The following is a 14,430-nucleotide window of genomic DNA, read 5'->3' on the forward strand; positions in this document are numbered from 1 at the left end:
GATTGCTGTAGTTTTTTTAAATGCCCTTATTAGTTTTAATTGTATTGTATAAGGGTTTATTTGATATAAAAAAAAGCTGTAAACTCTAAGCTTTACATCTTTTTGCCCCTGCTAGCGAGAGCGTCCCGCTCGTGCCTGTATATTTTTTTTTAAATTATGTAAACTTATTTTAGGACGAGACAGGGTTTAATAATATTGTATAAGGGTTTATTTGACATAAAAAAGCTGTAAAACTCAAAAGTTTTATAGCTTTTTATTTTTGTCTTATCTTTGTAACTATAAATAATCTTACATATTTATAAATCCAGCGAAACTATTAATAAACATGCCATCATAGCTCGAAATAGTTTCTTTACTTTTTCTGCCATAATATTTTTTTCATTTAAATCTGCTGGAATTAATTTCTCTACGATTTTTACCTCAATGCCATTTACTGTTTCATACTACATCTCTCACCAAACGTAGGATTTAACATTAACTAAAATAATTTTTAAATTTTTTTTATAATAATGTAAGACTTATGTTTTTTAAATCAGGCATGTATGAAAAAATATGACCGTGCTTTCAAACTGAACGCGATTCAATTAAGTTATGAATCAGGCAATATTTCGAGAACAGAAAGAGAACTTGGAATACCAGTTGCACTATTGTGTACCTGGCGTTTAAAATATCAAAAATTCGGAATGGCAAGTTTCTGTGGAAAGGGACATCCACGGTTAAGTGCTGAGGAAGAAAAAATCAATAAACTTGAGACGGAACTTAAAAATTTAGAGCTGATATACGAAGTTTTAAAAAAAGAGAAACAAAATATTTATCACGATTACTCATTACTATATAAATTTATAGAACGCAACAAAGGAATGTGCTCCACTAATAAAATGTGTGAATTTTTAAGAATAGATTCTTGTTCTTATTATCGGTGGAAAAAAAAGGTTGTGTCAAAAAAGATTGTTTCAAAAAAAGCAGATTTCATAATCCAAATAAAGAAAGAAATTACGAATATATTTTTTGAAAATAAGCAACTATATGGAAGTCCCAAAATTACTAAAGCACTTCAAGGAAAAGGATATAAAATATCAGAAGGAGCTGTTGGTGACTATATGAAACAATTAGGTTTAAGTAGTAAAGCACAAGCAAAAAAGAGTGTCAAATTAATTCCAACTGTCAATTCTTCCGTTGTTCCCTATGTTTTAGACCCAGAGTTTAAATGTAACAAAATATCTCAAATTTGGGTTTCAACTATAACATATCTAAAGACAACAACAGGATATTTGTATCTCACCATTATATTGGACTTACATGATAAAAAAATAATAGGCTGGAGTTTAAGCAATAATTTGAAATCAAAAGAAACTTCTTTGCCAGCTTGGGAAATGGCAGTTGTTAATAGAAAAATTACAGATGGATTAATATTCCACTCTTGCAGAGGAATGCAGTATGCAAATAAAAGGTTTGCAAAAACATTAAGTTTTTATAAAACTGTTAGGAGAAGTATGAGCTTGAAAGGAGATTACAATGATAATGCTGTAGCTAGAGATTTTTGTAATCAATTAAAAAATAAATTTATCTTAAAAAATAAACTTCTCAGCAAAAAAGAAATGAGATTTGAAATATTTGAATATATAGAAACTTGGAATAATAAAAAAGAAATTGTTTTCATTTGAAAAATATGGCTAAGAGATATAATACATATAATCGTCTTGTCAAACAGAAAGCTGTTCGGTTAATGTGCGAAAAGGGTATTGAGCAAGTCGCAAAAGACCTTGAAGTATCAGAAAGCACATTGTCGAGATGGGAATTAGAATACAAAAGATTTGGCATAACAAGTTTTTGTGGTTCGGGAAGAGGTTACGTCAGATTAAATCCTGAACAAAAAAAAATTAAAGAGTTAACTAGAAAAATAAAATTTGCTCAACAGAAATTGGAAATTTTAAAAAAAGCAAGCAAATATGTTTCACAAGGAAGATTAATAGTTCTTCAGTATATTAAAGACAATGCAAAAGTATATCCTACTACAACCATGTGCAAAGTTTTAAGAATTGGCATTGTCGCTTATTACAGATGGAAAAGAAATTTTATTTCAGAGCCACAACAAAGAAAGAATTTAATAAGCGAAGAAGTAAAATCTATATTTTTTGAATTTAACCAACGACACGGTTCCAATACTATTACTATAGAGCTTCAAAGGCGCGGTTATACTATTTCAAAAACAACAGTTAGAAGGTATATGGTAAAATTAGGCTTATGCTATAAGCGAAATAAAAAGACTAAAATAACAACTAATTCAAATCATACTAATTTAATTGCACCAAATATTTTAAATAGAAAGTTTACAGTAAAAGAACCTTCTAAAGTTTGGGTTTCTGATATTACATACATAAGAATAAGAAATAGTTTTATGTATCTTACAATTATTTTGGATTTATTTGATAGAAAAATAATTGGATGGAATTTAAGCAGTTCATTAACAACTTTACAAACAACTATACCCGCTTGGGAAATGGCGATAAGCAACAGAAAAGCTACTAATAAATTAATATTTCATTCGGATAGAGGAGCTCAATATGCAAGTAAAAGTTTCATAGAAAGACTAAGTTCGCATAAAAATATAATTAGAAGTATGAGTCGAAAAGGAAATTTTTGGGATAATGCTATTGCAGAGAATTTTTTCAGCGCATTAAAAAAAGAATTAATATATAGAAATTCACTGTTTACTAAAGAACAATTGAAAGTCGAAGTTTTTGAATTTATAGAAAATTGGTATAATAAGAAAAGAATGCACTCCTTTTTGAAATACAAAACTATTGAAGAGTTTGATAGATTTAAAAATATAATTTGATTTTTAGCTAAATATCCATTGAATAAATATAAAACAAATTTTTAGGTATAAAAAAAAGCTGCAAAATCTAAATTTTACAGCTTTTTTTTATGTCTTATTGATGTCTACTCTTCCTTATTTCAACCTTTTAAGAGAAACAAAACCTGTTGGGCCATTACCTGCACCAGCAGTGGCGTTCACAGCTTCTAGGGTAGCAACACCATAAGTTGAGAAAACCCTAAAAGAATATACGCTAGAGGCATACATAGGGATAGCTGTAATCAGGTTTAAGGTTGTTTTAGAAACAGCTAAACCATTATTGATGCGGGCTACCCATTTGCCATCTGTATCAGACCAGACTCCAATGACAAATGCTGATGGATTTAAGATAGAAAAATTCATCTGGATTAGATAAATACCATCTGTGGTTACTTTAATTGTATTACTCGTACCACTAAAGGTAAAATTATCGGTGTTATCTATTAAGATATTGGATAAGTTCCCAATTTGTACTGGCGAAGCTGTATTATTGACAGATAAATTTATTGCCAGCATGGCAGTAATTTCCTGCGCTACTTCAAGCTTGCCATTAATTGCCAATACAGTTCCCCGATTTGAGGGCGTAATATTAATAGAAGGAAAACGGCCTTTTTTTAAATTACCATCTGCATCTACAACAATAGGACTATCATTGGTATTAGTGCTAACCGGCAGACCGCTTAAAGCAAGCGTATTATTTTCGTTAGTAATAATAGTGGTTGGTTTACTAAGATTGCCGTTCAGTTCTGTAAAGCCAGCACTGGCAGTTATGCCGTTATCTGTATAAGGAATCAAAGGGATTTTTTCGCCATTTGGACTTAGTCCGACAGGGCTTTGTGCCATACCAATTGCACTTTGCACAAGAAACAGGAGGTACAAAAGTTTTTTTGTTTTCATAAATATAAAATGTATTGTTTTTTGAATTTGATTTTTACAACCGACTCTTAGAACTATTGTACCCTCTTGACTGAAAAATAAGAAACAGGACCACCACCAGTAGTACCTGAATTAACAGCCACAATTGTTGCCGTTGTATTAGTAGAATAACCCGCTCTAAACGAATAAGTTTTAGAAGCAGACATAGTAACAGAGGTAAGCAACGTAAGGTTTACCTTGTAGTCGTTTCCAGTTTCGTTGTTTATTTTACACAGCCACTGGTTATCAGTATTACACCATACCCCTATCGTAGGATTTCCGCCTTTTACATTATTTGTGTTGTTGACTTGTGTATTGATAGTTACCGCATAGAGGCCATCTGCAGTTACAGTAAACGAATTGCCCGTACCGTCACTTGCAAAAGTGCCTTTATTATCTATCAAGACATTGCTTATATTAGGAATTACTTTTACAGCAGGACTACTGGTGCCAATAGGAAAATCTGCCGCCAGAAGAGCAGAGATTTCTTGTGCTACTTCCAGTTTACCATTTAACACTATCACTGTACCTATATCGCTAGGCAAAATATTGACAACAGGAAAAGCGGCCTTTTTTATAGTGCCATCTGCTGTTACCGCAATTGGTTTGTCGTTGGTGTCAGCACTAGTACTAAGACCATTTAATTTTAGCGTATTTGTGGTGGTTGTGGCGATGGTTGTGGGTTTTATTAATTCTCCATTCAGCTCCAGAGTGCCATTGTTGTTAGTAAGCCCGTTATTGGCACTGGTGTTAACCGTAATTTTTTCGCCATAAGGAGATACTGCGGTTTTGGTTTGGGCGTTTATTACTCCAATCTGAAGTAACAAAATCAGATATACTATTTTTTTCATTTTACTTTGTTTTAATTCAATACTTAAAAGAAGTACACTATCTTTTTTTGGTTATAATCTTTTAATGGAATAATAAGTGAATTCTGCCCTTAAAGCACCTGATGGAAAACCGCAGGATGCCCTAAACGAATAGGTTTTGCCTGCAGACATAGTTATGGTAGTAATCAAGGTCGTGTTCATGTTTACATCACTTAAAGCATTGTTGTTACGTGCTACCCAGACATTGTCGGTATTACACCAGACTCCTATAGCCGGACTACCTCCCGCGGCACCGCTTGAATTATAAAACATAGTATTTATGGAGACCATATACCAACCAGTTGTAGTTACAGTAAAGGAATTACTGGTATCGCTGGTTATAAAGGTGTTATCGGTATCGGTCACAGCAGTAAGTTTGCCTACAACTCTGTTCGAGTAGTTAGTAGAACCAATAGGATAGTCTTCTCTAAGCTTTACTGTAAGTTCTTGTGCTACTTGGAGCTTGCCATCTACAACAATTACAGTTCCCATATCCGTAGGAACTATATCAATTGGCGGAAAAGCCCCTTTTTTAAGAGTGCCATCTGCCTCCACTACTATAGGAGTATCACTGGTATCGGTACTGGTGGTAAGGTTTTTAATTGCAAGAGTATTTGTAGCACTGGTGTTTATAGTTGTAGGTTTAACTAAAGCACCGCCCAGTTGTATGACGCCATCAGTAGCAGTAAGACCATTGTTTACATTGGAGTGAATCGTAATTTTTTGCCCAGTAGGAGCTAGAATAGTCTTTTGTGCCATCATAATCCCACTCTGAATTACCAATAGCAAGAGCGTAATTTTCTTCATTTTACATGAATTTAAAAATTAATAATTGTACTAGTGTGGTATTTGTTCTCTATTATAATTTTTTAGAGTACATCATAATAGCCTTTCTAGCTTCGTCATTTAGTTTGTTGTATTCTGCTTTTATTGTATTGGAAACATCACCTAAACGATCTCCGCGAATGGATTTTCTTATATAGTCATAAGAATACCCATATTTGATTTGTATTAACTTTAATACATCTTGATTGTAACTTTCCTTGGTTTTCATTTTTTTTATGCGAAATTACTCTTGCTAAATCGGCTCTATTGCCAGGAAAAGTTTTCTTTGTAGTAAAATAGGCTACAGTTTAGGTCATTAGACTTAAACTATTATAGAGTATTAAAAAAATTAGCCGTTGCTAATAGCGTGGAGCAACAACAGCTTCAAGTACATTATGAACAAACCAAAACTAAACTTAAAGCCATAAAAAAAAGGCACAAAATCTAAATTTCATGCCTTTTCAAAAATATCATAAGTTCATCTTAGAAAAATCTGCTATGCCAGCTGTCGACAGCAGGAACTTCCCAAGCGTCATTAAATTCTTCAATATTGGTAACCAAATTATTAAATACAATCGTATTTCCTGTTACCGCCTTATCTTTAACCATTTTCTTGAAATCAATCAACGGTTTGTGTGCAATATGTTCTCCAAGTTTGAATGTAACATTCATCTTATCCAATAAATCTACACCGTATTTTTTTTCTAGATTCTGGATAAATTCTACCGAGCTGTCAATAGAACAACCAGTTGCCGGCTGCACCTCTTGATTTACAGCTAGTATTATAAACCTATTGTATTTCAATAAGTAAGAAGCCTCAAGACTTGTTCCGTGAGCTGCCCAGTCTTCTACAAAAGCTTTCAGATCGTTTTCGATTTCAGAAAATTCTTCCTCAGAAAATTTTCTGTTCGACTGGTAAATCCAAACTCTGGATTCGCCTGGTAAATTTTCAAAAGGTATATACATTTTTAATTTTAGATTTTAGATTGTTGATTTTAGATTTCTTGAAGAGTTTCAAGTTAAAAAACTTAGAACCTTAGCATCTTAGTAACTTAGAGTCTTAGCTTAAAGATCTTGTGCGTTTGCAATTAATTCGGCAACGTCCATTACTTTTATCTCGCCTTCTTTATGTGCATGCTTGATACCATCTGTCAGCATCGTGTTACAAAACGGACAGCCTGCTGCAATAATATCCGGTTTTACTTCAAGTGCATCTTCTGTACGAAGTACGTTTACTTCTTTGTTTCCTGGCTCAGCATCTTTAAACATTTGTGCACCACCTGCACCACAGCATAATCCATTTGCTTTAGAACGTTTCATTTCGACCAATTCTACGTCTAGTTTTTCAATTAGGTCTCTAGGTGCTTCGTAAACCTTATTGGCTCGCCCTAAATAGCAAGGGTCGTGAAAAGTGATTTTCTTACCCTTAAACTGGCCACCTTCAACAGTCAATCGGCCTTCGTTAATTAAAGATTTTAAAAACTGCGTATGGTGAATTACTTCATAATTACCTCCTAGTTCAGGATATTCATTCTTTAAGGTATTGAAACAATGTGGGCATGCAGTAACTATTTTTTTTGCTTCGTAGGCATTCAAAACTTCGATATTCATCATTGCCTGCATCTGAAACAAAAATTCGTTTCCGGCTCTCTTTGCAGGATCTCCGGTACAGCTTTCTTCTGTTCCCAGTACTGCAAACGAAACTTCTGCACGATTTAAAATACGCACAAATGCTTTTGTAATTTTTTTAGCTCTATCGTCAAAACTCCCGGCACATCCAACCCAGAATAAAACTTCCGGCTGTTTTCCTTGAGCCAGCATTTCTGCCATTGTAGGCACTACTAAACTTTCTGACATCTCTCTCTCTTTTGTTTAAAGTTCAAAGTTCCGTTTATGAAATCTGAATTTTGCTGTTATTTTATTTCAGAATTAAACTTTTAATTCTCGTTTTTCCAGTTTAGCCTGTCTTGTTGGCTGTATTGCCAAGGCGCTGCGTTGTTTTCTATATTGGTCATCATGGCATTCAAAGACATTGGCGCGGCACTCTGCTCCATCACCAAAAATCTGCGCATGTCCATAATAATAGATAACGGACTGATATTTACTGGACATTCTTCTACGCATGCATTGCACGAAGTACAAGCCCATAATTCTTCTGGAGTTATATAATCGTTTAATAAAGTCTTGTTGTCTGGAACAAAAGTACCTTTGTTTGCATCCATATTTTTCCCAACTTCTGTCAAACGATCTCTTGTATCCATCATGATTTTACGTGGCGACAATTTTTTTCCTGTCTGATTTGCAGGACATGCAGATGTACAACGTCCGCATTCTGTACAGGTGTACGCATTTAAAAGCTGTACCCAGTTCAAATCTTGAACGTCGCTGGCTCCAAACTTAGCCGGAGCAGCATTCGCGTCTGCTGGAGGCGCTGCTGCAAAGGGATCTGCATTTGGGTCCAACATTAATTTGACTTCATTAGTAACCGAAGCCAAATTATCAAATTGTCCCTGAGGCTTTAAATTTGCAAAATAGGTATTTGGGAATGCTAAAAGAATATGAAGGTGTTTTGAGAAGTACAAATAATTCATAAAAACCAATATACCCGCAATATGAAGCCACCAAAACACTTCGAATAAAAGTCCAACCAATTCATTTGAAGTACCATTAAATATTGGTGCAATAAATTGACTTATCGGATAACTTCCTGCTTTATGAAAATGTGAATATCCTCCAGGAACATTCTGTAAATGAAAATCTGAAGCATTCATCAACAGAAACAATATCATCAATACTGTCTCAAAATACAAAATATAATTGGCATCACTTTTTGGAAAACCAGTTAAATCAGAATGTATAAAACGTTTCAACCTGATAAAGTTTCTTCTAATCCAAAAAACAGTAACCGCAAAAATTACAAGTATGGCTAATATTTCGAATGAGGCAATTAAAACATCATAGACAACACCTAAATAAGGCGCAAAAATTCTATGAGTCCCGAATAAACCATCAATGATGATTTCTATCAATTCGATATTGATAATTATAAATCCTACATATACGAAAATATGCAGTATTCCGGCCACAGGTCTCTTCACCATTTTTGATTGCCCAAGAGCAATCATAGCCATATTTTTCCAACGAGCTTTAGGATTATCTTTTCGGTCTACATCGACTCCCAAGTTAATGTTTCGGATGATCTTTTTTACGCTCGCTGCAAAAAAGCCGAAACCTACTATAAGAAGTATTGCGAATAAAATATTATCTAAATAACTCATTACATATTATTTTTTATCTGTTGAATTTGCATTTTCTGCAGGCGCTACATAAGGTTTGTTTTTCTTTCCGAAAAGAGAAACATTCACGTAACGAGTTGGATAAAGGCGTACGTCCTGAAGCAATAACTCCAATTCTTTGGAAGTTTTTGCTAAATTGTTGTACAAAGCATCATCATTTAATATTTTTCCTGCTGTACCTTTTCCTGAATTTAAATTATTCATCAATGCATCTACTTTTGCAAGCGTCTGATTAAGATTTCTAACTGTTTTTCCTAAATCGGCTTTGTTTAAAGAATCTGAGATTTTAGAAAAATTATTAGACATTTTATTGAAGTTTGTAACCACTCCATTAATCTGACCTTTATTAGTGTCCAGGATAGTATTTAAAGTCCCTGAAGCTTTATGAAACTGCTCCATTGTCTGAGATAATTCTGCAATTGTTCTCTTCAAATTTTGCTGAGTCTGTGTATCTAAAGTATTGTTTAATCCTACAACAAGTTTGTCAATATTTACAAGCATTGCACTTAACTTCTGCTCTAGTGGCGCAACTTTACCTCCTAAAGATTCGGTAAGGCCTAATTCTACAGCAGACTGCAAAACCTGTCCGTCTTCAGCAGGATCTTTATCAGCAAGGTTTGGAAGGATTTTAATTTGTTTTCCTCCAATTAAACTTGGAGAATATAATGCAGCGCTACTTGTTTTTGATATTGGAAAATCTGTTTTTAACTGAAGCTCTACCATTAATTTACCGGTCACTTCATTAATAGTGATTTTATTTACTTTCCCGATAGGAAGTCCGTTTAAGGTTACTGGTGCTGATGATGACAAATCTTCAACATTATCGTATTCTGCGTATAAAACCTTATAATTTGTAAAAAGATCTTTTCCTTTTAAAAAACTATATCCCCAAATAAATAATAAAATCGATGCGATGACTAAAATAGCCGTTTTAATTTCTCTTGTTACTTTCAAAATTCTTAGTGTTTGTACAAAATTAATATAAATATTCGAACTGGCGCCTATTATTTAACTGCGTCCTGAATACTGATTTTTTCCCCATCTCTGGTTGCGGTCAAAAAAGCGGCTCCATATCCTTTACTTTTAGCTTCTTGCAGAAATTTTTGAGCTTTTTCATAGTCAGAAGTTTCCTCGTAAAAATATTTATAGATGTTGTTTTCGTAAATCATGGAAACATTTTTAAGTCCTTTAAAGTTTTTTGGCTCCAAAGGTGTTTTTTTGATACTTGCTATAAGCTGTACTTTAAAAAATGTTCCTTTAGGTTTAGCTGGAGAAGTGGCTACCACCGTTTTTGGTTTGCTAGGTGTTGTATCTTTAACCGGTTTTGCCTCGGTTACTTCTCCTCCCGAACCAAAATATTCACGCTTATAACTTAAAATGGCTTCTGCAATTGCTCTTGCGATATCGTCTTGCCCTTCTTCAGAATTCAAAATATTACCTTCGGTCGGGTTAGAAATAAAACCGGTCTCAACCAAAACCCTAGGCATATAGGCTTTATGAAGAACCATAAATGGGGCCTGTTTTACACCGCCTTGTCTCAGTTTTTTTCCTAATTTCTCAAAATTATCTTCGATTTTACTAGCCAATGAAATACTGTTGTCCAAATATTCTTCTTGCATTAAAGTCATTCCAATCATGGATTCGGGAGAATTTGGGTCAAAACCTTCGTATTTACGTTTATAGTCTTTTTCGAGCGTAATTACCGAGTTCTCTTTTTTCGCCGCTTCAAGGTTAGAAGCAACTTTACTCAAACCCATCACATAAGTCTCTGTACCGTCGGCGGCAGTATTTTTATTAGCGTTACAGTGTATAGAAACAAAAATATTAGAATTTGCACGATTTGCGATGTTTGCTCTTTCAACTAAATCTATAAAAACATCTGTTTTTCGGGTATAAATAACATTAACATTAGGATTAAGTTCCAAAATTTTCCCCACTTTTAAAACAATAGCCAAAGCAATATTTTTTTCGATACGACCACTATAAACAGCGCCAAAGTCATGATCTCCGTGTCCAGCATCAAGCGTCACTTTAAACACATTTGACTGACTTTGAGCACAAAAAGCCGTAATTAGTAGAAAAAAAGTAAATATTACCTTAATTTTGTTCAATCTATTCATAAATCCAATAGTTAATTTTAATAAAATGCAGCTGTTATAATTTTTACAATTGATTATTTTTGCCAAAAAATTATATGTAAGTTTGACATGTCAAAAAACAAGCCATAATTTTACAAAAATAGCATTTAAACCTTTGCACACAAACTTATTTAATATCGTTTTAATATCATTTTTCCTAACTATAGGTTGTGGTAATTCATATTCGCAGGAGATAAAAAACAAAAAAAAGCCGATTCCCGCTGTAAAACAAACAGATAAAACGGCTGGATCTATAACAGACACCATCAAACTTGATACTGTAAAACCCAAAAAGACCTTTTTGGATGGCAAAGTGCGATATGTAGCAAAGGATTATGCCAAAATAGATCAAAAAAACAAACTCATTACCTTGTACAACGAGGCAGAACTTTATTACAAAGATGTAGAGCTGAAATCGGGTATCATAATCCTTAACTACGAAAAAGATGAAGTTTATGCCGGCCGAATTAAAGATTCTGCTGGGGTATTAGTTCAATATCCAAACTTTAAACAAGGAGAAAGCGAAGTACAGCCTGATTCTATCCGTTTTAATTTTAAAACAAAAAAAGCCGTAATCTTTAACTCAAGAACAAAACAAGGTGAACTAAATATTAAGGCTGCCGTAACCAAAAAAGAAAACGACTCCACTTACTTTTCAAAAAACGCTATTATTACTACTGCCGAAGACATTGACGAACCTGAGTACTATTTTCTAGCACGAAAAATCAAATTTGTTCCCGGTAAAAAAATCGTTACTGGGCTAACTAACTTGGTTATTGCAGATGTACCAACACCGCTTGCGCTTCCATATGGCTATTTTCCTTTAAGCAAAGAAAAAAGTGTTTCGGGAATTATTGTTCCGAGTTACAACGATTCTAATACGAGAGGATTCTCTCTTCAAAACGGAGGTTATTATTTCGCTTTAAGCGATAATTACGACCTGACCGTACTGGGTGATTATTATACCAACGGAAGTTACGCCATGCGATTTGAATCAGCTTATGCTACACGATATAAATACCGAGGAAATGTCAATATTCGTTATGAAAACCTGATCAGCAGTGAACGCGGTTATCCTGATTACAGCAAACAAAATATTTATAATATCCAATGGTCGCATTCCAGAGATACAAAATCGAATCCTAATTCGACTTTCTCAGCTTCTGTAAACATGGGATCAAGTAAATATTTTAAGCGATCGATCAACCAAGCGAATGTTGGATCCAACCTGAACAATACCTTAAGCTCTTCTATTTCATACAACAAGAATTTTAACACCATTCCAGGTTCGCGTATATCTTTGACCGCAACACACCAGCAGAATACGCAGACAGAAGAAATCGTAATGACACTGCCTTCGCTTCAAGCAAGTATTGATCGTATTTATCCTTTTGCCTCAAAAGACGGCGCAAAAAAAGGACTTATTAAAAACATAAATTTACAATATAACGTAAGCGGTAAAAACTATTTTAAGACAACCGATTCATTGTTTTTCAAGCCTCAAATGTTTAAAGATGCACAAATTGGTATGCAACATAGTATTCCGATTAGTACGAACTTTAAAATATTCAAATACTTTAGTGCTGGTGCTTCTACAAATTATCAAGAAACTTGGGTGACCAAAACTATTAAAAAAGAATTTGATGAAGCAGACGGACGAGTAAACGACAAAGTTGTTGATGGTTTTGATGCATACAGAACGTATAATTTCAGCACCAATTTAGGAACCACTATTTATGGTACTTATGACTTTGGAAGCGACAAAAAACTCCAAGCCATCAGACACGTTATGCGCCCGAGTATTACATATGCTTATACACCAAGTTTTGAGCGTTATTATGATAATTATTATGTAGATGCAACCGGAATTATAACTTCTCAATACTCCCGCTTTGACGGAGGTCTTTTTAGCGCTCCTGGAAAAGACAATTCAAACATTGTTGGTATCGCATTAAGCAACACTTTTGAGGCTAAAGTAAGAGATAGTGACAGCACAAAAACAGAGCCGAAAAAAATTATGCTTTTGAACAATTTAAATTTCAGCACAAGCTACAATTTTAACGCGGATGGAAAATCAACCTTTGCATGGCAACCGGTTTTAGTAAGTGGTGGTACGCAGTTTTTTGACAATAAACTGAATATGAATTTTGGTGCTACTCTTGACCCGTATGCAATTGATAATGGCGGTAACAAAATGAACAAATACAATATCGACAATGGCGGTAGTTTGTTTAGAATGACCAGTGCCAACCTTACTTTAAATTATTCATTTTCAAACAAAGGCGGCGATAAGGAAAAAAATTCCCAGAGTCAGCGGAATGGAGGACGTAACGACGACTTGTTTGGAACCAACACCGATCTGAACGACACCAGAAATAGTCAGTTTGCTAATGACCCTGAACGTGAAGACGACGTTATTACCGAATTTTTTAATTCTAAAATTCCGTGGGACATGACACTCGCCTACTCTTTGACCTACCAAAACACCAATAGAGAAAGCAAAATAAGCGGAAACTCACTGATGGTATCTGTCAACATGGATATCACGCCAAAATGGAAAGGCGGGGTTTCTACAGGTTATGATTTTGTTCAAAAAGGAGTTACCTTTACTCAATTCCGTTTTGAAAGAGATTTGTTAAGCTGGAGAATGGCCTTTAACTGGACACCGCTAGGCGTAAATTCAAACTGGAATTTCTTTATCGGAATCAAATCGGGAATGCTTAGCGACATTAAATGGAACAAACGAAGCACTTCTAATCGATAACAATCGAATTTAAAAATCTTACTATGAAAAAAATAATTTTTACTGAGAAAGCTCCGGCTCCGATCGGACCTTATAACCAAGCCGTATTAACTGGAAATACACTTTATGCTTCTGGGCAAATCGCTATTAATCCTACTTCTGGAGAAATAATTACAGACAACATCAATGACGAAACACATCAGGTAATGCAGAATATCGCTGCGATTCTTGAAGCAGCTGGAATGACTTTTGAAAACGTTGTAAAGTCAACAATCTTCATTATGGACATGAATAACTTTGGAGCCATAAATACGGTTTACGGTTCTTATTTTAACGAAAAAACCGCTCCAGCTCGTGAAACGGTTCAAGTGGCTTGTCTGCCAAAAAATGTAAATGTTGAGATTTCTATAATCGCTGTGCAATAGCATCTAATAACAATTGTGCCGTTGCTTCATTGGTTGCCAGCGGCACATTATGTACATCACAAACTCGAATCAGCATATTGATATCTGCCTCGTGCGGATGACTGGACAAAGGATCTTTAAAAAAGAAAACCATTTGTGTAATTCCCTCTGCTACCCTTCCTGCAATTTGCGCATCGCCTCCTAGAGGTCCCGAAAGCATTCTCTGAGTCTTAAACCCTGCCGCTTCGGCTTTTCCTCCGGTTGTTCCGGTCCCAATCAACCTTATCTTTTCATTGTGTAAAACAGCCTCGTTTTTAATCAAGAAATCAATTAAATCAGCTTTTTTTCCATCATGAGCAATAATGGCAATTTCCATAAAACCC

The 14,430-nt window shown here is 34.5% G+C and carries 14 protein-coding genes; 4 read left to right on the top strand and 10 right to left on the bottom strand.

The genetic code is table 11. The annotated features are described in order from the left end of the window. Positions 1-542: 542 nt before the first annotated feature. Both ACFFLS_RS24440 and ACFFLS_RS24445 read left to right on the top strand, forming a co-directional pair. Positions 543-1,664, top strand: coding sequence for an IS3 family transposase (locus tag ACFFLS_RS24440; protein WP_379682572.1), 1,122 nt, complete (start codon positions 543-545; stop codon positions 1,662-1,664). A 5-nt stretch (positions 1,665-1,669) separates the two neighbouring features. Further along, a complete protein-coding gene (locus tag ACFFLS_RS24445; protein ID WP_379682573.1) occupies positions 1,670-2,839 on the top strand; it encodes an IS3 family transposase in 1,170 nt (389 codons plus the stop codon). A 114-nt stretch (positions 2,840-2,953) separates the two neighbouring features. Here the strand turns inward: ACFFLS_RS24445 and ACFFLS_RS24450 are convergent, their stop codons facing one another. The 9 genes from ACFFLS_RS24450 to ACFFLS_RS24490 form a co-directional block, all read right to left on the bottom strand. Then, on the bottom strand, positions 2,954-3,700 hold the full coding sequence (locus ACFFLS_RS24450) for a hypothetical protein (protein ID WP_379682574.1): 747 nt from the start codon (positions 3,698-3,700) through the stop codon (positions 2,954-2,956). Positions 3,701-3,807: 107 nt separating this feature from the next. Then, positions 3,808-4,623 carry a hypothetical protein gene (locus tag ACFFLS_RS24455; protein WP_379682575.1) on the bottom strand — a complete coding sequence of 272 codons (816 nt, stop codon included), beginning with the start codon at positions 4,621-4,623 and terminating at the stop codon, positions 3,808-3,810. Positions 4,624-4,674: 51 nt separating this feature from the next. Further along, positions 4,675-5,448, bottom strand: coding sequence for a hypothetical protein (locus tag ACFFLS_RS24460; RefSeq protein WP_379682576.1), 774 nt, complete (start codon positions 5,446-5,448; stop codon positions 4,675-4,677). A gap of 52 nt (positions 5,449-5,500) precedes the next feature. Continuing rightward, positions 5,501-5,695, bottom strand: a complete 195-nt coding sequence (locus ACFFLS_RS24465; protein WP_379682577.1) for a hypothetical protein — start codon at positions 5,693-5,695, stop codon at positions 5,501-5,503. A gap of 254 nt (positions 5,696-5,949) precedes the next feature. Continuing rightward, on the bottom strand, positions 5,950-6,432 hold the full coding sequence (locus ACFFLS_RS24470; protein WP_379682578.1) for an ABC transporter ATPase: 483 nt from the start codon (positions 6,430-6,432) through the stop codon (positions 5,950-5,952). Between the two features lie 99 nt (positions 6,433-6,531). Beyond that, a complete protein-coding gene (locus tag ACFFLS_RS24475; RefSeq protein WP_379682579.1) occupies positions 6,532-7,323 on the bottom strand; it encodes a (Fe-S)-binding protein in 792 nt (263 codons plus the stop codon). A gap of 80 nt (positions 7,324-7,403) precedes the next feature. Then, on the bottom strand, positions 7,404-8,744 hold the full coding sequence (locus ACFFLS_RS24480; protein ID WP_379682580.1) for a 4Fe-4S dicluster domain-containing protein: 1,341 nt from the start codon (positions 8,742-8,744) through the stop codon (positions 7,404-7,406). 6 nt (positions 8,745-8,750) lie between these two features. Then, entirely contained in the window at positions 8,751-9,716 is a 966-nt protein-coding gene (locus ACFFLS_RS24485; RefSeq protein WP_379682581.1) for an MlaD family protein, read from the bottom strand. A gap of 50 nt (positions 9,717-9,766) precedes the next feature. Continuing rightward, positions 9,767-10,882 carry an N-acetylmuramoyl-L-alanine amidase family protein gene (locus ACFFLS_RS24490; protein ID WP_379682582.1) on the bottom strand — a complete coding sequence of 372 codons (1,116 nt, stop codon included), beginning with the start codon at positions 10,880-10,882 and terminating at the stop codon, positions 9,767-9,769. A 49-nt stretch (positions 10,883-10,931) separates the two neighbouring features. On the opposite strand from ACFFLS_RS24490, the gene ACFFLS_RS24495 reads away from it, so the two are divergent. Both ACFFLS_RS24495 and ACFFLS_RS24500 read left to right on the top strand, forming a co-directional pair. Then, the gene (locus ACFFLS_RS24495; protein WP_379682583.1) at positions 10,932-13,664 is read left to right on the top strand and encodes a putative LPS assembly protein LptD; all 2,733 of its coding nucleotides are present in this window, start codon (positions 10,932-10,934) and stop codon (positions 13,662-13,664) included. 23 nt (positions 13,665-13,687) lie between these two features. Continuing rightward, complete coding sequence (locus tag ACFFLS_RS24500; RefSeq protein ID WP_379682584.1) at positions 13,688-14,068, top strand: RidA family protein; 381 nt, start codon at positions 13,688-13,690, stop codon at positions 14,066-14,068. Here the strand turns inward: ACFFLS_RS24500 and ACFFLS_RS24505 are convergent. After that, on the bottom strand, positions 14,049-14,423 hold the full coding sequence (locus tag ACFFLS_RS24505) for a methylglyoxal synthase (RefSeq protein WP_095930559.1): 375 nt from the start codon (positions 14,421-14,423) through the stop codon (positions 14,049-14,051). The genes ACFFLS_RS24500 and ACFFLS_RS24505 overlap by 20 nt on opposite strands. Between the last annotated feature and the right edge of the window lie 7 nt (positions 14,424-14,430).

Origin of the sequence: Flavobacterium procerum, assembly GCF_042431625.1 — a bacterium.
Taxonomy (GTDB): domain Bacteria; phylum Bacteroidota; class Bacteroidia; order Flavobacteriales; family Flavobacteriaceae; genus Flavobacterium; species Flavobacterium procerum.